The organism is Pseudomonas sp. THAF187a (assembly GCF_009363395.1).
Classification (GTDB): domain Bacteria; phylum Pseudomonadota; class Gammaproteobacteria; order Pseudomonadales; family Pseudomonadaceae; genus Aquipseudomonas; species Aquipseudomonas khazarica.
This window is the reverse complement of record NZ_CP045349.1, coordinates 1,435,245-1,456,933: the sequence shown is the minus strand read 5'-3', so window position 1 is coordinate 1,456,933 and position 21,689 is coordinate 1,435,245. Positions and strand designations below refer to the sequence as shown.

Sequence of the window (21,689 nt, the reverse complement as noted above, 5' to 3'; positions counted from 1 at the left end):
CCGGGTCGATCCCGGTGCCTTTCACCCGCCGAGGCAATCTCTCGATGAGCAAATCGCCCTACTACTACGCCCCGCATGGCGGCCATCCCGGTCAGGAGCAACTGCTGACCGATCGCGCCATGTTCACCGAAGCCTACGCCGTGATCCCCAAAGGCGTGATGCGTGACATCGTCACCAGCCATCTGCCGTTCTGGGACAACATGCGCATGTGGGTCATCGCCCGCCCGCTGACCGGTTTCGCCGAAACCTTCTCGCAGTACATCGTCGAAGTCGCCCCCAACGGCGGCAGCGACAAGCCCGAGCTGGACCCGAGCGCCGAAGGCGTGATCTTCGTCGTCGAAGGCGAGTGCAACCTGACCCTGAACGGCACCCGGCATGCCCTGCGTCCGGGCAGCTACGCCTTCATCCCGCCACAGAGCGACTGGTCGCTGCGCAACAACGGCAGCGAAGCGGTGCGTTTCCACTGGCTGCGCAAAGCCTACCAGCCCGTCGAAGGCGTGCCCTACCCGGAAGCCTTCGTGACCCACGAGCAGGACATCGAGCCGATCGTCATGCCGGGCACCGAAGGTCGCTGGAGCACCACGCGCTTCGTCGAAATCAGCGACATGCGCCATGACATGCACGTCAACATCGTCAACTTCGAGCCGGGCGGCGTGATCCCCTTCGCCGAGACCCACGTCATGGAACACGGCCTGTACGTGCTGGAAGGCAAGGCGGTGTATCGCCTCAACCAGGACTGGGTCGAAGTCGAGGCCGGTGACTTCATGTGGCTGCGCGCCTTCTGCCCGCAGGCCTGCTACGCCGGTGGCCCGAGTCGCTTCCGCTACCTGCTGTACAAGGATGTGAACCGCCAGATGCCGCTGACCCTGGGTGGCCTCAAGCGCTGAGCGCAGGAGTGACTCTAGCCGTGGGCTGACGAACCGCCCCGGATTGCATCCGGGCTACACAACCGTAGCCCGGAGGAAATCCGCGGCATGCAGCATGAACACCTGCAGCTTCGGCCGCGAGGCAGTCACCGCAATACGCCCATGACGACAAAGGCCACCTTCGGGTGGCCTTTGTCGTTCCAGCGCGCTGATCAGCTGTGACGGATCAGGTGATCGAAGGCGCTCAGCGAGGCCTTGGCACCCTCGCCCACGGCGATGACGATCTGCTTGTACGGCACGGTGGTGACGTCACCGGCAGCGAAGACGCCCGGCACGCTGGTCTGGCCCTTGGCATCGACCACGATCTCGCCGAAGCGGTTGAGCTCGAGGGTGCCCTTGAGCCAGTCGCTGTTGGGCAGCAGGCCGATCTGCACAAAGATGCCTTCCAGTTCGACCGTGTGCAGCGTTTCGCTGGTGCGGTCCTTGTAGACCAGCGCGTTGACCTTCTGGCCATCGCCCTTGACCTCGGTGGTCTGCGCACTCTTGATCACGGTCACGTTCGCCAGGCTGTACAGCTTCTTCTGCAGCACGGCGTCGGCACGCAGGGTGTCGGCGAACTCCAGCAGGGTCACATGGGCGACGATCCCGGCCAGGTCGATGGCCGCCTCGACGCCGGAGTTACCGCCACCGATCACTGCCACGCGCTTGCCCTTGAACAGCGGGCCGTCGCAGTGCGGGCAGAAGCACACGCCCTTGGCCTTGTACTCCTGCTCGCCGGGCACTCCCATCTCGCGCCAGCGTGCGCCGGTGGAGAGGATCACGGTCTTGGCCTTGAGCGAGGCGCCATTCTCGAACTGCACCTCGTGCAGGCCGCCTTCGCCATTGGCCGGCACCAGCGCGGAGGCGCGCTGCAGGTTCATCACGTCGACTTCGTATTCCTTGACGTGTTCTTCCAGGGCGCGCACCAGCTTCGGCCCTTCGGTTTCCTTCACCGAAATGAAGTTCTCGATCGCCATGGTATCGAGCACCTGGCCACCGAAACGCTCGGCAGCGATGGCCGTGCGGATGCCTTTGCGCGCAGCGTAGATGGCCGCCGAGGCGCCAGCCGGGCCACCACCGACCACCAGCACGTCGAAGGCTTCCTTGGCGCTCATCTTCTCGGCGTCGCGGCTGCCGGCCTTGGTGTCGATCTTGGCGAGAATCTCCTTCACTTCCATGCGGCCGGAAGCGAATACCTCGCCGTTCAGGTAGATGCTCGGCACGGCCATGACCTGGCGACGCTCGACTTCTTCCTGGAACAGCGCACCGTCGATGGAGACGTTGCGGATATTGGGGTTCAGCACTGCCATCAGGTTCAGCGCCTGGACCACGTCCGGGCAATTCTGGCAGCTCAGCGAGAAATAAGTCTCGAACTCGAAACGGCCTTCGATGGCCCTGATCTGGGCGATGGTATCGGCGTCCAGCTTCGACGGGTGACCACCGACCTGCAGCAGCGCCAGCACCAGCGAGGTGAACTCATGGCCCATGGGGATGCCGGCGAAGGCGACGCCGGTGTCTTCGCCCGGACGATTCAGGGCGAACGAAGGACGACGGGCATCGCTGCCATCGGTCTTCAGGGTGATCTTGTCGGTCAGGCCGACGATGTCGTTGAGCAGGCCAAGCAGCTCCTGGGATTTCGCGCTGTCATCGAGGGACGCGACGATCTCGAACGGCTGGGTGACCTTTTCCAGGTAGGCCTTCAACTGGGCTTTAAGATTGGCATCCAACATGGCGAACAGTCCTCAGAAACAAAAAATTCGGGCAATAAAATGCCCGGACGGATCGCGCCCGGGCATCGGGCACCACAAGGGCCGGTGATGGCCCAAACAGCGCAGGTAGCAAGTGCAAAACGGGTTTCAGAGCGTCGCGAGCGACGGCCAGGCAAGAGCGTAATCCGATGACGGCGCGGAATGTACTGACGTACATGACAAGCCCGAGTCCGATTACCCCGCTGCCTGGCCGAGCGCAGCAGCTCTGAAGCCGTTCTTAGATCTTGCCGACCAGGTCCAGCGAAGGAGCCAGAGTGGCTTCGCCTTCTTTCCACTTGGCCGGGCAAACCTGACCCGGGTTGGCGGCGGTGTACTGAGCGGCCTTCAGCTTGCGCAGGGTCTCGGACACGTCACGGGCGATTTCGTTGGAGTGGATTTCCAGGGTCTTGATCTGGCCTTCCGGGTTGATGATGAAGGTGCCGCGCAGCGCCAGGCCTTCTTCCGGAATGTGCACGCCGAAGGCGTTGGTCAGCTGGTGGGTCGGGTCACCGATCAGCGGGAACTGAGCCTTGCCAACGGCCGGCGAAGTTTCGTGCCAGACCTTGTGCGAGAAGTGAGTGTCGGTGGTCACGATGTAAACCTCGGCACCCGCCTTCTGGAACTCGGCGTAGTTGTTGGCGGCGTCTTCGATCTCGGTCGGGCAGTTGAAGGTGAAGGCAGCCGGCATGAAGATCAGCACGGACCACTTGCCCTGCAGGGACTGCTCGGTCACTTCGACGAACTCACCAGCGTGGAAAGCGTTGACCTTGAACGGTTGAACTTGAGTATTGATGAGGGACATCTCTGACTCCTTCTGAGGTTTCTGTGAGGGTTGAAAATTTACGGTTGCTATCTTAGCTACCTAACGGAAAAAAGCTTATTGATTACGGCCATGATATCGATTGATTGCACCAATCGATAACGAAGCCCGCGCCAGACGCGGGCTACAGCCCTGGCTCAGGCCAGGTCGGGATCGATCAATAGCGCCAGTTTACCTGCGACTTGGTTACCAGCGAGTGTCTCGAACGCCACTTCGCTGTCTTCGATCGCAAAAGTGCGCTCCAGTTGCGGCTGCAATCGGCCTTCGGCGAACAGCGGCCAGACCTGCTGCTGCAGGTCATGCAACAGATCCGCCTTGAACTGATCGTCGCGGTTGCGCAGGGTCGAACCGATCAGCTGGATGCGCTTGCCCAGCACCTGCGCCAGGTCCAGCTTGGCCTCGCGCCCGCCCATCAGGCCGATGTTGATCCAGCGCCCGTCACGCGCCAGCAGCTCCAGGTTGAAGGCCGCGTACTGGCCACCGACCGGGTCGAGGATCACGTCGAACGGCCCGAAATCGCTGAGTGCCTGAAGATCTTCGCCACGCAGCGCGCCGCCCTGGGCGCCGAGCCCTTCGCAGTAGGCCAGCCGCTCGGCGGAGCCGACGCTGACCCAGCAGGGGCTGCCGAACGCCTTGCACAGCTGGATCGCCGCCGAGCCCACACCACTGGCACCGGCATGCAGCAGAACCTTCTCGCCAGGATGCAGGGCGCCGAGTTGAAACAGGTTGAGCCAGGCCGTGGCATACACCTCGGGGACCACGGCGGCCTCGACCAGGCTGAGGCCCTCGGGCACCGACATGGCATGGCGTGCATCGACCACCACCTCTTCGGCCATACCGCCGCCCGCCAGCAGGCAGCAGACCCGATCACCCACCTGCCAGGCGCTGCCGGCGCCTACTTCGGTGACCACGCCGGAGCACTCCAGGCCCAGAGCCTGGCTGGCCCCCGGCGGCGGCGGGTAGAGCCCCGCGCGCTGCAGCAGATCGGCCCGATTGAGCCCTGCCGCGGCGACCTTCACTCGAATCTGCCCCGCGTCGCAGGCCTGGGTGGGTTGTTCCAACCACTCCGCACGCCCTTCGACGCCTTGCAATGCCTTCATGCTGCCTCCATAGTGCAAGTGAAACGAGCCTCGCGCCTTGCGCGAGGCTTTCGTCTAGCGCCAACGGAACCTGGCGCCCTCAGATACGGCCTAATATGCGTTATCACCTGCCACTACGTCGAATCCGCATGAAACGCTCTCTAGCAAGTACCGCCCTCGCCCTAGTACTCGGCTTCAGTGCCCTGCCGCTGGCGGCCAAGACCACTCCAGCGACCAGCTGGGACTACCTGCAGCCGGACCGCGATCAGGTGATTGCCAGTCTCAACGTCGTGGAACTGCTCAAGCGCCACCACTACAACAAGCCGCCGCTCAACGACGAGCGCTCGATCAAGATCTACGACAACTACCTGAAGTTGCTCGATCCATCGCGCAGCTACTTCATGGCGTCGGACATCGCCGAATTCAACCAGTGGCGCAACCAGTTCGACGACCTGCTCAAGAGCGGCAACCTCGAACCGGGCTTCGCCATCTACCGCCGGCACCTGACGCGCCTGCAGGAGCGCCTCGACTTCGCCCTGGCCGAGCTGGCCAAGGGGGTCGACAAGATCGACTTCAGCGTCGACGAGGACCTGCAGGTCGACCGTGAGAAAGCGCCCTGGGCGAAGGACCGTGCCGAGCTCGACGACCTGTGGCGCAAGCGCGTCAAGGATGAAGTGCTGCGACTGAAGATCGCCGGCAAGGAAACCAAGGACATCCAGGAGCTGCTGACCAAGCGCTACAAGAACCAGCTCAAGCGCCTCAAGCAGACCCGTGGCGAGGATGTGTTCCAGGCCTACATCAACGCCTTCGCCACCACCTACGACCCTCACACCACGTACCTGTCGCCGGACAACGCGGAAAACTTCGATATCAACATGAGCCTCTCGCTCGAAGGTATCGGCGCCGTGCTGCAGAGCGACAACGAGCACGTCAAGGTGGTGCGCCTGGTACCCGCCGGCCCGGCGGAGAAGAGCAAGCAGATCGCACCGGCCGACAAGATCGTCGGTGTCGCCCAGGGCAACGACGAGATGGTCGACGTGATCGGCTGGCGTCTGGACGAAGTGGTCAAGCTGATTCGTGGCCCGAAAGGCTCCACGGTGCGCCTGGAAGTCATTCCGGCCAGCAACCCGCCGAGCGACCAGACCAGTAAGGTGGTCACCATCACCCGCGAGGCGGTGAAGCTCGAAGAGCAGGCGGCGAAGAAGAAGGTCCTGCACCTCAAGCAGGATGGCCGCGACTACAAGCTCGGGGTGATCGAACTGCCGGCCTTCTACCTCGACTTCAAGGCCTTCCGCGCGGGCGACCCCAACTACAAGAGCACCACGCGTGACGTGAAACAGCTGATCGACGAGCTGCGTGCCGAGAAGGTCGACGGCCTGGTCATCGACCTGCGCAACAACGGCGGTGGCTCCCTGCAGGAAGCCACCGAGCTGACCAGCCTGTTCATCGAGCAGGGCCCGACCGTACTGGTACGCAACGCCGATGGCCGCGTCGACGTACTGGCGGACGAGAACAAGGGCATCTACTACAACGGCCCCCTGGCCGTACTGGTCAATCGCCTCTCGGCCTCCGCCTCGGAGATCTTCGCCGGCGCCATGCAGGACTATCACCGCGCGCTGATCCTCGGCGGCCAGACCTTCGGCAAGGGCACGGTGCAGACCATCCAGCCGCTCAATCACGGCGAACTGAAGCTGACCCTGGCCAAGTTCTACCGTGTATCGGGGCAGAGCACCCAGCACCAGGGCGTGCTGCCGGACATCGCCTACCCCGATGTGATGCACACCAAGGACATCGGTGAGAGCGCCCTGCCCGCCGCCATGCCCTGGGACAGCATCCGCCCGGCGATCAAGCCGGAACTGGACCCGATCAAACCGTTCCTCACCCAGCTGCAGAGCAAGCACGACCAGCGCACTGCGCAGGATCCGGACTTCCTCTTCACCCGCGCCAGCATCGACCTGTCGAAGCAGCTGATGGCCGAAACCACCGTCAGCCTCAACGAAGCCAAACGCCGTGCGCAGCAGGCCGCCATCGAGGCCAAGCAGCTCAAGCTGGAGAACGATCGCCGCGTGGCCAAGGGTGAGAAGCCTCTCGCGGAACTGGCCAAGGAAGACGAAGACGCCCTGCCCGTTGAAGACAAGGGCAAGCCGGAAGACGACGCCTACCTGTCCGAGTCCGGCCACATCCTCATCGACTACCTGAGCCTGAACCCGTCCCTGGCCATCCATTGACCAGGGATTAGGGAACGTCATCAAATTGTCATCGAACTGTCGTGAAATGCAGGGGCCGGCTAAAAAGCCGGCCTCTTCGTTTCCGGCAGATCGAGAACACCATGACCGTCACCGAGCAGTTGAGCGCCTTGGGGAACATCCTCGCTCACGGCGACCTCAGTAGCCTGTTCCAGCCCATCGTCTCGCTTTCCGAGCAGCGCATCCTTGGCTACGAGGCGCTGACCCGTGGCCCGTCCAACAGCCCGCTGCACTCGCCCCTGACCCTGTTCGCCGTCGCCCGCCATGCCGGCCGCCTGAGCGAGCTGGAAATGGCCTGTCGCAAGAGCGCGTGCCGGGGTTTCAGCGCGCTGGGGCTGGAGGGCAAGCTGTTCCTCAACGTGTCTCCCGAGTCGCTGCTCGACCCCAGCCACCAGCCTGGGCGTACCCTGAAGCTGCTGCAGACCTTCGGCATACCGCCCAGCCAGGTGGTGATCGAGCTCACCGAGCAGTCGCCGACCGAAGACTTCGCGCTGCTCGACAATGCCCTGCACCACTACCGCGCCATGGGCTTCTCCATCGCCCTGGACGACCTTGGCGCCGGCTATTCCAGCCTGCGCCTGTGGTCCGAGCTGCGCCCGGACTACGTGAAGATCGACCGCCACTTCATCGACGGCATCCACCAGGACGCGGTGAAACGCGAGTTCGTCGGCTCGATCCTGAAGATGGCCGAGGCCTCGCGCGCACAGGTCATCGCCGAGGGCATCGAGCTGACCGAAGAGCTGACCGTACTGGCCGAGATGGGCGTCGATCTGGTGCAGGGCTACCTGCTGAGCAGGCCGCAGGAAAAACCGCCACGGGACGCCCGCCAGTTGCTGCCACAGCTGCAGAGCACGCAGCACAGCAGCCTCAACGAGGACAACCATGACCTCAGCGCCCTGCTCAACGAGCAGCCCGCCGTCGACCAGCGCACCGCCATCGCCGAGGTGCTGGATCTGTTTCGTGCCCAGGCCAATCTGAACTCACTGGCGGTGCTCGACGAGCAGCAACAACCGGTAGGTATCGTGCACCGCCATTCGCTCTCCGAAGCGCTGCTGAAGCCCTTCGCGACCGACCTGTTCGCGCGCAAACCGATCAGCCGCCTGATGAGCCAGGACTTTCTTGCGGTGGAACTGAAGCAATCGCTGCAGAAGGTCAGCCGCCTGCTCACCAGCCGCGCACGGCAGCGCATCGAAGAGGACTTCATCATCATCCAGGGTGGCCGCTACCTCGGCCTGGGGCGGGTGATCGACGTGCTCAAGCTGATCACCGAACAGAAGCTGCAGCAGGCACGTCATGCCAACCCGCTGACCCTGCTACCGGGTAACGTGCCCATCCAGCAGTGCCTGAGCCGGCTGCTGCAACAACAGCGGGAAGCGGCGGTGTGCTACGTCGACATCGACAGCTTCAAGCCCTTCAACGACCTCTACGGCTACGCCAAGGGCGACGAGGTCCTGCTGTGCCTGGCACAGTGCCTGAACGAGCGGGTGGACCCGGCGCGCGATTTCGTCGGTCATATCGGGGGCGATGATTTCATGCTGGTGCTCGGCTCGACCGACTGGCGCGAAAAGCTCGGTCGCCTGATCGAGGACTTCCAGAGCCAGTGCCGCCGCTTCTACCGCGAAGAACACCTGCAGGCCGGCTGTTTCGTCGCCCACAACCGTCACGGCCAGCGCCAGGAATACGCCCTGCTGTCGCTGTCCATCGGCGTGGTGCACGTGAGCAAGGAAGACTGCCTGCAGCTCGACGCCTCGCGCCTGGCGGAACTCGCCTCCGAAGCCAAGCGCCACGCCAAGGCCGTGCCCGGCTACAGCCTGCACATCCTCGCCGGATCAGCCAGCTGAAACCTGCGTCTCCTGCGCCAGCGCGGCATGGTGCTCGGCCAGGGCCCGATCAGGCGTGACGCCCGGTGCGCCGTCGAGATACACCTGGCTCAGGCGCCGCGCTGCCAGCGGATGGCCAGCTGCCAGCGCCATCTCCCACCAGCGCACCGCCTGCACGCCGTCCGGCGCCTGTCGCGTGTCACCCTGCAACGCCTGCACACCCAGCTGATAGGCGGCCTTGCCGTCGCCGCCGCTGGCAGCCAGGCGCAACAGCCTCAGCCCCTCCTCGCGCGCACCGAGGCCCTGACCGCGAAACAGCAGGATATGCCCGTAGAAGCTTTGCGCCGGGGTATCGCCCAGGTTGGCCATGCGCCCGTACTGGCCCTGCATCCACTGCCACAGGCGCGGCTGGCGCAGCGTCCACGACCAGTGAAACAGGCGCCGGGCCAACCAGTAGCCCAGGCGCGCGCGCACCTGCCAGAGCAGCCTAGACATCGACGGGATAGTCGAATTCGAACACCCGGACCACCTCTGCGGCATGCCAGGATGCGGCCGCCACGCCATCGGAGGCTCCGCTGAAGCGCCCCAGGCGCATCACGCAGTCGAAGAAGCCGGTACGCGGCAGACGGCTGGCCCCCTGGCTGATGACCAGCGCGCTGCGCAGTGGCCGTTCGGCACGGGCATCCAGCGCCGCCAGATGCTCCAGCGCTGCGGTCAGGGTCTGCATGGCCGGTGTCGGCAGGTCGAGGCGCTCGATCAGCGCACGGTAGGTAAGCAGATGGCGCTGCCGGCGCGCATCATCGAGTTCGTCAAGCAACGCCTGCCAGTGTTGGCGACTGATACGTACGCTCAAGACCAGCCCTCCAACCCCAGCGACCATGCCAGGGACCTCAGGATGGCCGCATCCGGTTGACGCTCGCCACGCTCGATCATCGCCAGATAGTGCGGGCTGATACCGACACTGCGCGCCAGCGCCTCGGCTGTCAGCCCCTTGCCTTCACGCAGTGCCCGCAGTTGATCGAGCCCGGGCTTCACGGCCTCCGGATCAGGCTGTTCGCGACCAGATTCGACGGCAGGCTGGTGTCCTGCGGCCTGCAGCAGGGCCTGATAATCGGCCCAGGGCAGTACCGCGTACTCCGGCTCACCATCGCGGGCAATGATTTGCACACTCATGAGTCTCTCCGTTGGAAAGCAGGACCGATGGCCTCGATCCTTTCCTTGCAAGCGGCCATCTTAACAGGGCCAAGCCGCCTGGGGCGTGATCCGTGCAGACACTCCACGCAGCGCGCCGCGTCTCGCCGCACAGGCGCCCGCGATCAGGAATGCAACGGCTCGGCCGGCAGGTGCTCGATGAGCGCCAGCTTCTCCGGGGCCTGCCTGGCACGCCAGGCCTTGAATGCCTCGAGCTCCCCCTGCCAAGTGCGCATCACCCAGGCCAGCACGGCCAGGTCATCGACGAAACCCACCCCCACCAGCCAGTCGGGAATGGCGTCCAGCGGGGTGATGAAATACAGCAGCGCGGCGACCACCATCAGCAACGCCTGGCGGCTGATCTGCCGGTATTCCCCCTTGAACCAGGCCAGGCTCAGCGCGCGCAACAGCTGCAGGTCATCCTTCAGCGCGGCGAAGCGCTGGCCCTGCGGGGTGCGCTTGTCACCCAGCGCGCGCAGCAACTCAGGCAGCCGCCCCTCACGAAGAAAACGGGCCGCCAGCGGCAGGTAACGCGTCAGTTTCCACGGGGTTTTCATCGGACCTCCTCGGCAAGCCAGGCGCTGCCTGGGCTTGCTTCGCTTATCCACCGAAGCTGTGGATAAATCTGTGCAAAGACTTTCGACAAGCTTATCAAAGCCCCGTGGCATGGGGCCTGGGCTCAGATCGGGCATTTTTTATACAGCCCATAAAATCCATGAAAATCAACGAGTTGCCGATTGACATGAACAGCTTGCAAGGGTAGCGCACGCTTGTTAGGAACCTTTCCCACAATGTGCATAAGCGTAACACTGCAGGTGCCAGCCAAGGCCCGGAAACGACAACGCCCCGTCAAGACGGGGCGTTGTCATGAAGCCATGCAGTGTTACTGCGCTGCCGGCTCGGCTGGCTCAGCCGGTTCTGCCGCCTGATCCTTGATACCGATCAGCTCCAGGTCGAACACCAGCACCGCGTTGGCCGGAATGGCCGGGGACGGGCTCTGCTCGCCATAGGCCAGTTCGCTGGGGATGTACAGTTTGTACTTCTCACCCACGTGCATCAGCTGCAGGCCTTCGACCCAACCCGGGATCACGCCGCCGACCGGCAGGTCGATGGGGCTGCCACGTGCGACGGAGCTGTCGAAGACGCTGCCATCGGTCAGCTTGCCTTCGTAGTGAACGGTCACCACGTCGCTTTCCTTCGGCTGCGCGCCATCGGTCTTCTTGATCACTTCGTATTGCAGGCCGGACGGTGTGGTCACGACGCCTTCACGCTTGCCGTTCTCTTCGAGGAATTTCTTGCCGGCTTCGGCCGCTTCCTTGTTCAGCGCGGTCATGCGCTCTTGCGCACGGTTCTGCAGGAAGGAGAAGGCCTCGATCATGTCCTCGTCCTTGATGCGCGGCTCCTTCTTCGCCAGCGCGTCTTCGATGCCCTGGGCGACGGCCTTGGAATCCAGATCGTCCATGCCTTCCTCGGACAGACTGCGACCCATGTTCAGGCCGATGCCGTAGGAGGCTTTCTGCGCGGGGCTCTTGAGTTCGACTTCGCTGGTTTGCGAGTCGCAACCGGCAAGCACCAGGCCCACCAGGGCAACCGCTGCCGCCAAACGATGCTGTTTCATGCTTGTTCCTTGTAGATGCGCCCGAAGGCCGTCGTGTGAAAGCGCGAGCTTATCAGTACGCCGCGATCACTGGCTACGGCATAGGAGCCGTGCAATGCGCATAAGTTCAAGCAAACAAAGGATTTTTTCGAAGAGATTCGGCGGGCGCCGAAGCATTGTCACAGGAGGGGATGAAGCGAGGAGAAGAATGGCGCAGCGGACGGGACTCGAACCCGCGACCCCCGGCGTGACAGGCCGGTATTCTAACCGACTGAACTACCGCTGCGCGTAACTGCGAGATTGGTGGGTGGTGACGGGATCGAACCGCCGACCCTCTGCTTGTAAGGCAGATGCTCTCCCGGCTGAGCTAACCACCCATTCGCTCTCGAAGTGGGGCGCATTCTAGAGAGCGATCCGCACCTTGGCAAGCCCCCTTTGCAAAAAAATTTACCGGCCCAGCAAGAACTTAGGTGAGACCAGCGAATTTTCTCGACGCACCGTGGTCAGGGTTGGCCTGAGCCCGCCAGCGGAGAATAATGCGCGCTCTGTGCCGAGTGGACGAATCCCTGTCCATCACCTTCATCCGTCGCGGTGCGCCTCCTTTCTCATGCGGGAAAGGTTCATGGATGGCGCCACCCCGCGACCTCAACACCAATGGAGAGTCACCTGCTCATGTGGTTTCGTAACCTGCTGGTCTACCGCCTCACTCAGGACATCCCGTTCGACGCCGACGCGCTGGAAGCCGCACTGTCCGGCAAGCAGGCCCGTCCCTGCGCCAGCCAGGAGCTGACCACCTATGGCTTCACCGCGCCCTTCGGCAAGGGTGCCGATGCCCCGCTGGTGCATGTCAGCGGTGACTTCCTGCTGATCGGCGCGCGCAAGGAAGAACGCATCCTGCCGGGCTCGGTGGTGCGTGACGCGCTGAAGGAGAAGGTCGACGAGATCGAGAACACCCAGATGCGCAAGGTGTACAAGAAGGAGCGCGATCAGATCAAAGACGAGATCGTCCAGGCCTTCCTGCCTCGCGCCTTCATCCGCAAGTCCGGCACCTTCGCGGCCATCGCGCCGAAGCAGGGCCTGATCCTGGTCGACAGCGCCAGCGCCAAGAAAGCCGAGGACCTGCTCTCCACCCTGCGCGAGGCCATCGGCTCGCTGCCGGTACGTCCGCTGTCGGTGAAGATCGCACCGACCGCCACCCTGACCGACTGGCTGAAGAACCAGAGTGCCGCCGAAGGCTTCTTCGTGCTCGACGAGTGCGAGCTGCGCGATACCCACGAAGACGGTGGCGTGGTGCGCTGCAAGCGCCAGGACCTGACCAGCGAGGAAATCCAGCTGCACCTGTCCACCGGTAAGCAGGTCACCCAGCTGTCGCTGGCCTGGCAGGACAAGCTGTCGTTCGTGCTCGACGACAAGCTGACCATCAAGCGCCTGCGCTTCGAGGACGTCCTGCAGGAGCAGGCCGAGCAGGACGGTGGCGATGACGCCCTGGCCCAGCAGGATGCCAGCTTCGTGCTGATGATGATGACCCTGGTGGAGTTCCTCCCGGAGCTGTTCACCGCACTGGGCGGCGAAGAGATTCCGCAAGGCATCTGATAACCCGCCGGGTGGATGACGCGTCTTTCATCCACCACCCGGACAGGCGGTGGACACGCTTCGCGTTGCCCACCGCACCTGTTCAGGTCAAGGATTCGAGGCTCTCGGTGAAGGCGCTGGCGCCCTGCTCCGCCGTGCTGAAGCTGTGACGCATGAAAGCGAACAGCTCGCGCCCGCAGCCACTGGCCGGCGCCGGCCTGGCCGCCAGTTCGCGGGAAGCCAGCTCGGCGTCTGCGACTCTCAGGAGCAGTTCACCGCTGCGACCATCGATACGCAGCACGTCGCCATCGCGCACCCGCGCCAGCGGCCCGCCGTCGAACGCTTCCGGACACACATGGATGGCCGCCGGAATCTTGCCGGAGGCGCCGGACATGCGCCCGTCCGTCACCAGCGCCACCTTGAAGCCCCGGTCCTGCAGCACACCGAGGTAAGGCGTCATCTTGTGCAGCTCCGGCATGCCGTTGCTGCGCGGTCCCTGGAAGCGCACCACGGCAACGAAATCGCGCTCCAGCCTGCCGGCCTTGAAGGCTTCCACCAGCTCCAGCTGGTCCTCGAAGACCAGCGCCGGCGCTTCGACCACCTGATGCTCCGGCGCCACCGCAGACACCTTCATCACCCCACGCCCCAGGTTGCCCTGCATCAGGCGCAGGCCACCCTCGGCCGAGAAGGGCCGGGCCACTGGACGCAACACGCTTTCCTCGAGGCTCGCACCCGGCCCGTCACGCCATACCAGTTTGCCGGCTTCGAGGAAGGGCTCGCGGGTGTAACGCGACAAGCCGCGCCCGGCCACGGTATTGACCTCTTCGTGCAGCAGGCCGGCATCCAGCAGTTCACGGATGAGAAAGGCCATGCCGCCGGCAGCCTGGAAGTGATTGATGTCGGCCTTGCCGTTGGGATAGACGTGCGCCAGGGTCGGTACCACCTCGGACAGGTCGGCCATGTCCTGCCAGGTCAGCAGAATCCCGGCGGCACGGGCGATGGCCGGCATGTGCAGGGTGTGATTGGTCGAGCCGCCCGTCGCGTGCAGGGCGACGATCGAGTTGACCAGGCAGCGCTCGTCGACGATCTCGCCAATGGGCATGAACTGGCCGCTCTGCCGGGTCAGGCGCGTGACCTGCTGCGCGGCCTCGCGGGTCAGGGCATCACGCAGCGGCGTGCCCGGATTGATGAAGGAGGCGCCCGGCAGATGCAGCCCCATCACTTCCATCAGCAGCTGGTTGGTGTTGGCGGTGCCGTAGAAGGTGCAGGTGCCCGGCCCGTGGTAAGCCGCCATCTCCGCCGCGAGCAGCTCGTCACGGCTCGCCTTGCCCTCGGCATAGCGCTGCCGCACGTCGGCCTTTTCCTTGTTGGACAGGCCCGAGGTCATCGGCCCTGCCGGGACGAACAGCGACGGCAGGTGACCGAAGCGCAGCGCGCCCATCAGCAGGCCCGGAACGATCTTGTCGCATACCCCCAGGTACAGCGCGGCATCGAACATGTTGTGCGACAGCGCCACCGCGCTGGCCATGGCGATCACCTCGCGACTGGCGATACCCAGCTCCATGCCCGGTTCGCCCTGCGTGACGCCGTCGCACATGGCCGGCACGCCACCGGCGAACTGCCCGACCGAACCCAGCTCGCGCAGGGCCTGCTTGATCTGCTCGGGGAACCGCTCATACGGCTGATGCGCCGACAGCATGTCGTTGTAGGCGGACACGATGGCGACGTTGGCCGCATCCATCAGCCGCAGCGTCTGCTTGTCGTGCCCGCTGCAACCGGCAACGCCATGGGCGAAGTTGGCGCACTGCAGCTTGCCGCGCTGCGGCCCTTCGCTGGCCGCCGTGCGAATCATCTCGAGGTAGCGCTGGCGCGTGGCTCGGCTGCGCTGGATAAGACGGTCGGTCACTTCGACAACACGGGGATGCATGAGGAATCTCCAGGTTAACAGCTAGCGCATATTTATATTTACAACAAAATTCTGCCACTCATTGGGCTTGATTTCCACGACAACGGGAATAATCTTGTAATTCTAACAACAAAATTACGAGACCCTCACCATGACGCTACGAATCGCCATCAATGGTTTTGGCCGCATCGGTCGCAACGTGCTGCGAGCACTCTATACCCAGAACTACCGCCAGCAGCTGCAGGTCGTGGCGATCAACGACCTGGGAGACAGCGCGATCAACGCCCACCTGCTGCAATATGACAGCGTACACGGGCATTTCCCCGAAGAGGTGCGGGTCGATGGCGAAAGCCTGTGGATCAAGGGTGACCGCATCGCCGTCAGCGCCATCCGCAACCCCGCCGACCTGCCGTGGCGGGCACACCAGGTCGACGTGGTGCTCGAATGCACCGGGCTGTTCACCGAACGCGACAAGGCCGCCGCACACCTGGCCGCGGGTGCGCGCAAGGTGCTGATCTCGGCCCCGGCCAAAGGGGCCGATGCGACGCTGGTCTACGGGGTCAACGACGAGGTCCTGACGCCGGCCATGCAGATCATCTCCAACGCCTCCTGCACCACCAACTGCCTGGCGCCCGTGGCTCAGGTGCTGCAACGCGAACTGGGCATCGAACAGGGCCTGATGACCACCATTCACGCCTACACCAACGACCAGAACCTTTCCGACGTCTATCACAGCGACCCCTATCGCGCGCGCTCGGCCACCCAGTCGATGATCCCGACCAAGACCGGCGCCGCCGAGGCTGTCGGCCTGGTCCTGCCGGAGCTGGCGGGCAAGCTCACCGGCATGGCGGTGCGGGTGCCGGTGATCAACGTCTCGCTGGTCGACCTGACCCTGCAGGTCAAACGCGACACCGACGCGAGCGAGGTCAACGCCCTGCTCAAGGCGGCCAGCGAACGCTCGCCGGTGCTCGGCTACAACGCGCTGCCGCTGGTGTCCTGCGACTTCAACCACAATCCGCTGTCGTCGATCTTCGATGCCAACCACACCAAGGTCAGCGGCCGGCTGCTCAAGGTCATGGCCTGGTATGACAACGAGTGGGGCTTCTCCAACCGCATGCTGGACAACTGCCTGCTCCTGGCGCGCATGAACTGAAAGAGGAGGTTCGATGAGCCGCATCAGCTTCACCCAGGCGACCTTGCCCGCTCGCAAGCGCATCGCCCTGGTCGCCCACGACCACTGCAAGAGCTTCCTTCTCGACTGGTGCGAGCGCCAGCGCGAGCGGCTGCGCCAGCACCAGCTGCTGGCGACCGGCACCACGGGCCTGCTGCTGGGCCAGCGCCTGGAGCTGCCGGTGGAAAGCATGATCAGCGGCCCACTGGGCGGTGACCAGCAGATCGGCGCACGCATCGCCGAGCAGCGCGTGGACATGCTGGTGTTCTTCTGGGACCCGTTCGAACCGCAGCCGCACGACCCCGACATCAAGGCCCTGTTGCGCGTCGCCGCGGTGTGGAACATTCCGGTGGCGTGCAACGAGAGCAGCGCCGATTACCTGCTCAGCAGCAGCCTGATGGAGCGCGAGCACAGCTACCGCATTCCCGACTACCAGACCTACCTGGCCGGACGCAGCTGAGCAACGCGCTAGAAATCCACCTTGCCGCGCCCCGCCTTGATCGCCCCACGCTTGCTCTTGCCATCGAGGCGGCGCTTCTTCGAACCCAGCGTCGGCTTGGTCGGGCGGCGCTTCTTGTCCACCTTGACCGCATGACGGATGAGTTCGAGCAGTCGCTCCAGCGCATCGGCGCGGTTCTGTTCCTGGGTGCGGTACTGCTGCGCCTTGATGATCACCACGCCGTCTGCGGTGACGCGGCTGTCGGCAAGCCCCAGCAGGCGTTCCTTGTAGAACGGCGGCAGCGACGAAGCCTGACTGTCGAAGCGCAGGTGCACGGCACTGGACACCTTGTTGACATTCTGCCCGCCGGCGCCCTGGGCGCGAATGGCGGTCAGCTCGATTTCATCGAGCAGGAGGTGGACGCTGTTGGACAAGATCAGCATGAGCAGGGTTTCTGGATGAACATGCGCATCAGGATACCTCTGCGGTCTGTAATCTTTGCTTGAAATTTCCCCACGCCACGCCGGCAGCACCTCGGCTAACGTAGCGGCCTCTACTCTTGCGGAAGCACACGATGGACTCCATAACCCAGGCGGTACTCGGCGCCAGCATCCAGGGCGCACTGCTCGGCCGCTGGCAGGGACGCAAGGCTCTGCTCTACGGCGCCATGCTCGCCACCGTACCCGATCTGGACGTGATCATGGAGTACGGCGACGCGGTGGCCAACATGACCTACCACCGAGGTTTCAGCCACTCGCTGTTCGTGCTCAGCGGCTTCGCCCTGCTGCTGACCTGGCTGGCCAGGGGCTTTCGGCCTCATCCCGGCTACTCGGCCCAGCGCCTGCTGCTGACCCTGTGGCTGGTGCTCGTCACCCACCCGCTGCTGGATGCCTTCACCAGCTATGGCACGCAGCTGTTCTGGCCGCTGACGCCGACACCCACGGCCTGGTCCAGCCTGTTCATCATCGACCCGCTGTATACCGTGCCGCTGATCGCGGCCGTGGTCATCAGCCTGTTCACCGGGCTACGCGAGCAGAGCTGGCGCGTGCCCGCCGTCGCCCTGGTCCTGTCGACGCTGTACATCGGTTTCAGCCTGACCGGCAAGTTCATGGCCGAACAGCGCGTGGAGCAGGAACTGGCGCGCCAGGGCATCCAGGCAGAACGCCTGTTCGTCACCCCGACGCCGTTCAACACCCTCCTCTGGCGGGTGATCGTGCTCGACGGCGAGGACTACCACGAGGCCCTGGTCGGCTGGCTCGACGACGACACGCCCCACCTGCAGCGCCTGCCACGCGGTACGCAGCTGCGCGAACAGCTCGCGGGCTCGGCCATGCACGAGCGCCTGGACTGGTTCACCGGTGGCGTGCTGCGCTATGACCAGGTCGGCGATCACCTGATCGTCACCGACCTGCGCCTGGGCATGACCGGGTTCCATCCGTTCCGCTTCGATTTCGCCCACCTGCGCGACGGTCGCTGGCAGCTACAGGAACACATCGCACGCCTGCCCTTCGAACGCGGGGAGATCGAGCACCTGAACCTGCTGCTCAAGCGCATCTGGCAACCCGAGCTGGACGTGCCGCTGCTGGCCTGGGCCAGCGAACTGCAGAAACCACTTTTGACTGAGACTCGCTCGCACTAAGGGCGTAGTATCGGCATCCCTCCATGCCGAGGCAGGATGCCTGCAATGTTGTTTCGCCGCTTCGAGTCGTTGATCGACGTCTTCAAACCCAGCCCGGACATCGCGCCACCGCCGGGCATGCTGCGCTTCTACGGCCACTACCTGAAACAGGTGTGGCCGCTGATGGTCGCGGTGCTGATCGTGGGCTTCTTCGCCGCCGTGATCGAGGTGGCGCTGTTCAGCTTCCTCGGCCAACTGATCGACATGGCGCAGGCCAGCACGGATGCCGGCAGCTTCTTCGCCGAACACCGCGACGCACTGCTGTGGATGCTGCTGGTGGCGCTGGTCATCCGCCCCCTGGTGTTCGGCCTGCACAACCTGCTCACGCATCAGGCGGTCAACCCCGGGCTGACCAACCTGATCCGCTGGCAGAACCACCGCTACGTACTCAAGCAGAGCCTGAGCTTCTTCCAGAACGACTTCGCCGGTCGCGTCGCCCAGCGCGTGATGCAGACCGGCCCGTCGCTGCGCGACTCGGCCATGCAGGTGATCGACGCGCTGTGGCACGTGGTGGTCTACGCCGGCAGCGCGCTGTACCTGTTCGCCGCCGCCGACCTGCGCCTGGTGCTGCCGCTGGCCCTGTGGATCGTCGGCTACAGCGCCGCGCTGTGGTACTTCGTACCGCGCATCAAGGCGCGCTCGGCCGCCGCCTCGGCCGCGCGCTCCAAGGTGATGGGCCGCGTGGTCGATGGCTACAGCAACATCGCCACGCTCAAGCTGTTCGCCCACTCGCAGGAAGAGGAAAGCTACGTACGCGAAGCCATGCAGGACCTGCTCGACAAGTTCCGCCTGCAGTCGCGCACCATCACCGCCCTGGACTTTCTCATCACCTGCCTCAACGGCGTGCTGATCGTCGGCACCGGCGCCCTGGCGCTGTGGCTGTGGAGCCAGGCGCTGATCAGCACCGGCGCCATCGCCCTGGCGCTCGGCCTGGTGATCCGCATCAACAACATGGCCGAATGGATCATGTGGGTGGTCAACGGCATCTTCGAGAACGTCGGCACCGTGCAGGACGGCATGCAGACCATCGTCCAGCCGCGCCAGGTCGCCGACCGCGAGGATGCCACGCCGATTCAGGTGCCGCACGGCGGCGTGCGCTTCGAGAACATCCACTTTCACTACGGCAAGCGCGGCGGCGTGATCAGCGGCCTGGACATCGGCATCCGCCCCGGCGAGAAGATCGGCCTGGTCGGCCCGTCGGGGGCCGGCAAGTCGACCCTGGTCAATCTGCTGCTGCGCCTCTACGACCTGGAGAGCGGACGCATCCTGATCGACGGCCAGGACATCGGCACGGTGACCCAGGAAAGCCTGCGCGCGCATATCGGCGTCGTGACCCAGGACACCTCCCTGCTGCACCGCTCGATCCGCGACAACCTGCGCTACGGCAAGCCCGATGCCAGTGACGACGAGCTCTGGGAGGCGGTGCGCAAGGCACGCGCCGACAGCTTCATCCCGACGCTCGACGACAGCCTGGGCGGGCGCGGCATGGACGCCCAGGTGGGCGAGCGCGGCGTCAAGCTCTCGGGCGGCCAGCGCCAGCGCATCGCCATTGCCCGCGTGCTGCTCAAGGACGCACCGATCCTGGTGCTGGACGAAGCCACCTCGGCGCTCGATTCGGAAGTGGAGGCGGCCATCCAGGAAAGCCTGGACAGCCTGATGCAGGGCAAGACGGTGATCGCCATCGCCCACCGCCTGTCGACCATCGCGCGCATGGACCGCCTGGTGGTGATCGACAAGGGGCAGGTCATCGAAACCGGCAGCCACGCCGAGCTGATCGCCCATGGCGGCCTGTATGCGCGCCTGTGGCAGCACCAGACCGGCGGTTTCGTCGGCGTTGAATAAACACGAGGACAGGCGGCAGGGTGGATGACGCTCTTTTCATCCACCATTGCGCGCACCGCTCGGTGGACGGATGAAGCGTCGTCCACCCTACGGAATCCCCCGCCGCCGGCTTCTGCGCCCGATGCAAACGTAGGGTGGATGACGCTCTTTTCATCCACCACTGCGTTCACGCGCGGTGGACGGGTGAAGCGTCGTCCACCCTACGGAATCACTCTGCGGCTGGCTTCTTGCGCTTGAGCGGTGCGCTGCCGTCGGCGCTGACCAGTGCGGAGGGTTTGCCGGCCGGGCGCGGGCCGCTCTTGCGCTTGGGCGCGGCGGCTTTCTTCGGCTCTTTCTTCTCGGCCTTTTTCTTCTTGCTGCCGGCGGCCTTGCCCGAGGCCTTGAGGTTCTTCGGCCCCTGGTAGACGCCCTTGAGTTCCTTGACGGTGCGGCGTTCGAAACGCTGCTTGAGGTAGCGCTCGATGCTCGACATCAGGTTCCAGTCGTTGTGGCAGATCAGCGACACCGCCAGGCCCTCGCCACCGGCACGCCCGGTGCGGCCGATGCGGTGCACGTACTCGTCACCGGAACGCGGCATGTCGAAGTTGATCACCAGGTCCAGGCCATCGACGTCCAGACCGCGTGCCGCCACGTCGGTGGCGACCAGGACCTTGACCGCGCCCTGGCGCAGACGCTCGATGGCCAGCTTGCGGTCCTTCTGGTCCTTCTCGCCATGCAGCACGAAGGCCTTGACCCCGGCCGCCACCAGCTTGCCGTAGAGGCGATCGGCCTGCACCCGGGTATTGGTGAAGACGATGGCCTTGTCATAGGTCTCGTTGGCCAGCAGCCAGTCGACGAGCTGCTCCTTATGGTAATTGTGGTCGGCGGTGATGATCTGCTGACGGGTGCCTTCGTTGAGCTGGCTGACGCTGTTGAGCATCAGGTGCTGCGGCTGCTTGAGCACCTTGGCGACCATATCCCGCAGCCCGTTGCCACCGGTGGTGGCGGAGAACAGCAGGGTCTGGTGCGGCCCGCAGGACTCGGCCAGACGCTGGGCGTCCTCGGCGAAGCCCATGTCGAGCATGCGGTCGGCTTCATCGAACACCAGCACCTCGACCTCATCCAGCGGCAGGTTGCCGGCATTGGCATGTTCGATCAGACGGCCAGGCGTGCCGATGAGGATGTCGATCTTGCGCATCAGTGCGGCCTGCACCTTGAAGTCCTCGCCGCCGGTAACCAGTCCGGCCTTGAGGAAGGTGAACTGGGCGAAGCGCTCGACTTCCTTGAGCGTCTGCTGCGCCAGCTCGCGGGTCGGCAGCAGGATCAGCGCACGGATGCTCAGACGCTGCCTGGAGTTGCCATCGCCGAGCAGGCGGTTGAGCAGTGGCAGGACGAAGGCGGCGGTCTTGCCGCTGCCGGTCTGGGCGATCACTCGCAGGTCCTTGCCCTCCAGCGCAGGAGGAATCGCTGCGGCCTGTACCGGCGTCGGCTCGACGAATTTAAGCTCGGCCACGGCTTTCAGCAGGCGTTCATGCAGGGCGAATTGGGCAAACACGGGGGCACTACCTCGAGAAATCGACAAAACGGTGCATAGCCTAACGGTTTCCGGCGTCCGGGCCGAATTTCTTTGCACTCGGCCAACGATAGTCGATGCGTTCGCCGCTACGCTTTCCTACCGGCGGGTGGAACCGAGCGC

19 protein-coding genes and 2 tRNA genes are annotated in these 21,689 nt (G+C 64.5%); 8 read left to right on the top strand and 13 right to left on the bottom strand.

The genetic code is table 11. The features are described from left to right. Positions 1 to 44 precede the first annotated feature (44 nt). Complete coding sequence (locus FIV02_RS06720; RefSeq protein WP_037056954.1) at positions 45 to 887, top strand: bifunctional allantoicase/(S)-ureidoglycine aminohydrolase; 843 nt, start codon at positions 45 to 47, stop codon at positions 885 to 887. Positions 888 to 1,078: 191 nt separating this feature from the next. Here FIV02_RS06720 and ahpF read toward each other — a convergent pair whose 3' ends face one another. The 3 genes from ahpF to FIV02_RS06705 form a co-directional block, all read right to left on the bottom strand. Then, the gene (ahpF, locus tag FIV02_RS06715; protein ID WP_152488175.1) at positions 1,079 to 2,635 is read right to left on the bottom strand and encodes an alkyl hydroperoxide reductase subunit F; all 1,557 of its coding nucleotides are present in this window, start codon (positions 2,633 to 2,635) and stop codon (positions 1,079 to 1,081) included. Positions 2,636 to 2,891: 256 nt separating this feature from the next. After that, positions 2,892 to 3,455, bottom strand: coding sequence for an alkyl hydroperoxide reductase subunit C (ahpC, locus tag FIV02_RS06710; protein WP_037004971.1), 564 nt, complete (start codon positions 3,453 to 3,455; stop codon positions 2,892 to 2,894). Positions 3,456 to 3,610: 155 nt separating this feature from the next. Next, a complete protein-coding gene (locus FIV02_RS06705; protein WP_152488174.1) occupies positions 3,611 to 4,573 on the bottom strand; it encodes an NAD(P)H-quinone oxidoreductase in 963 nt (320 codons plus the stop codon). A gap of 128 nt (positions 4,574 to 4,701) precedes the next feature. On the opposite strand from FIV02_RS06705, the gene FIV02_RS06700 reads away from it, so the two are divergent. After that, positions 4,702 to 6,780 carry a carboxy terminal-processing peptidase gene (locus FIV02_RS06700; RefSeq protein WP_172979133.1) on the top strand — a complete coding sequence of 693 codons (2,079 nt, stop codon included), beginning with the start codon at positions 4,702 to 4,704 and terminating at the stop codon, positions 6,778 to 6,780. Between the two features lie 101 nt (positions 6,781 to 6,881). After that, complete coding sequence (locus FIV02_RS06695; protein ID WP_037057446.1) at positions 6,882 to 8,639, top strand: bifunctional diguanylate cyclase/phosphodiesterase; 1,758 nt, start codon at positions 6,882 to 6,884, stop codon at positions 8,637 to 8,639. Here FIV02_RS06695 and FIV02_RS06690 read toward each other — a convergent pair. From FIV02_RS06690 to FIV02_RS06660, 7 genes are all read right to left on the bottom strand, one after another. After that, positions 8,628 to 9,113, bottom strand: coding sequence for a tetratricopeptide repeat protein (locus FIV02_RS06690; protein WP_152488172.1), 486 nt, complete (start codon positions 9,111 to 9,113; stop codon positions 8,628 to 8,630). The two genes, FIV02_RS06695 and FIV02_RS06690, sit on opposite strands and share 12 nt — an antisense overlap. Beyond that, complete coding sequence (locus FIV02_RS06685) at positions 9,106 to 9,471, bottom strand: hypothetical protein (protein WP_037057444.1); 366 nt, start codon at positions 9,469 to 9,471, stop codon at positions 9,106 to 9,108. The genes FIV02_RS06690 and FIV02_RS06685 overlap by 8 nt, the downstream gene beginning before the upstream one ends. Continuing rightward, the gene (locus FIV02_RS06680) at positions 9,468 to 9,791 is read right to left on the bottom strand and encodes a helix-turn-helix domain-containing protein (protein ID WP_152488171.1); all 324 of its coding nucleotides are present in this window, start codon (positions 9,789 to 9,791) and stop codon (positions 9,468 to 9,470) included. Before FIV02_RS06680 ends, FIV02_RS06685 begins: the two co-directional genes overlap by 4 nt. Positions 9,792 to 9,934: 143 nt before the next feature. Beyond that, complete coding sequence (locus FIV02_RS06675) at positions 9,935 to 10,366, bottom strand: YkvA family protein (RefSeq protein WP_037057442.1); 432 nt, start codon at positions 10,364 to 10,366, stop codon at positions 9,935 to 9,937. Positions 10,367 to 10,692: 326 nt separating this feature from the next. After that, on the bottom strand, positions 10,693 to 11,427 hold the full coding sequence (locus FIV02_RS06670; RefSeq protein WP_134677383.1) for an FKBP-type peptidyl-prolyl cis-trans isomerase: 735 nt from the start codon (positions 11,425 to 11,427) through the stop codon (positions 10,693 to 10,695). A gap of 188 nt (positions 11,428 to 11,615) precedes the next feature. Then, a tRNA-Asp gene (locus FIV02_RS06665) sits at positions 11,616 to 11,692 on the bottom strand. 15 nt (positions 11,693 to 11,707) lie between these two features. Then, positions 11,708 to 11,783, bottom strand: a tRNA-Val gene (locus FIV02_RS06660). 295 nt (positions 11,784 to 12,078) lie between these two features. Here FIV02_RS06660 and rdgC point away from each other — a divergent pair. Then, complete coding sequence (gene rdgC, locus FIV02_RS06655; RefSeq protein WP_037047431.1) at positions 12,079 to 12,999, top strand: recombination-associated protein RdgC; 921 nt, start codon at positions 12,079 to 12,081, stop codon at positions 12,997 to 12,999. An 82-nt stretch (positions 13,000 to 13,081) separates the two neighbouring features. Here rdgC and edd read toward each other — a convergent pair whose 3' ends face one another. After that, positions 13,082 to 14,905: a phosphogluconate dehydratase gene (gene edd / locus FIV02_RS06650; protein ID WP_152488170.1), complete on the bottom strand. Its 1,824-nt coding sequence runs from the start codon at positions 14,903 to 14,905 to the stop codon at positions 13,082 to 13,084. Positions 14,906 to 15,035: 130 nt separating this feature from the next. On the opposite strand from edd, the gene gap reads away from it, so the two are divergent. Together gap and FIV02_RS06640 are read left to right on the top strand one after the other, a co-directional pair. Then, the gene (gene gap, locus FIV02_RS06645; protein ID WP_152488169.1) at positions 15,036 to 16,037 is read left to right on the top strand and encodes a type I glyceraldehyde-3-phosphate dehydrogenase; all 1,002 of its coding nucleotides are present in this window, start codon (positions 15,036 to 15,038) and stop codon (positions 16,035 to 16,037) included. Between the two features lie 13 nt (positions 16,038 to 16,050). Beyond that, positions 16,051 to 16,515: a methylglyoxal synthase gene (locus tag FIV02_RS06640; protein WP_134677377.1), complete on the top strand. Its 465-nt coding sequence runs from the start codon at positions 16,051 to 16,053 to the stop codon at positions 16,513 to 16,515. An 8-nt stretch (positions 16,516 to 16,523) separates the two neighbouring features. Here the strand turns inward: FIV02_RS06640 and arfB are convergent, their stop codons facing one another. Further along, positions 16,524 to 16,937 carry an alternative ribosome rescue aminoacyl-tRNA hydrolase ArfB gene (gene arfB, locus FIV02_RS06635; protein ID WP_152488168.1) on the bottom strand — a complete coding sequence of 138 codons (414 nt, stop codon included), beginning with the start codon at positions 16,935 to 16,937 and terminating at the stop codon, positions 16,524 to 16,526. Positions 16,938 to 17,068: 131 nt separating this feature from the next. On the opposite strand from arfB, the gene FIV02_RS06630 reads away from it, so the two are divergent. Both FIV02_RS06630 and FIV02_RS06625 read left to right on the top strand, forming a co-directional pair. After that, positions 17,069 to 18,133: a metal-dependent hydrolase gene (locus tag FIV02_RS06630; RefSeq protein WP_152488167.1), complete on the top strand. Its 1,065-nt coding sequence runs from the start codon at positions 17,069 to 17,071 to the stop codon at positions 18,131 to 18,133. A gap of 45 nt (positions 18,134 to 18,178) precedes the next feature. Next, on the top strand, positions 18,179 to 20,014 hold the full coding sequence (locus FIV02_RS06625; RefSeq protein ID WP_152488166.1) for an ABC transporter ATP-binding protein: 1,836 nt from the start codon (positions 18,179 to 18,181) through the stop codon (positions 20,012 to 20,014). Positions 20,015 to 20,222: 208 nt separating this feature from the next. Here FIV02_RS06625 and FIV02_RS06620 read toward each other — a convergent pair whose 3' ends face one another. Further along, positions 20,223 to 21,548 carry a DEAD/DEAH box helicase gene (locus FIV02_RS06620; protein WP_152488165.1) on the bottom strand — a complete coding sequence of 442 codons (1,326 nt, stop codon included), beginning with the start codon at positions 21,546 to 21,548 and terminating at the stop codon, positions 20,223 to 20,225. Positions 21,549 to 21,689: the final 141 nt, after the last annotated feature.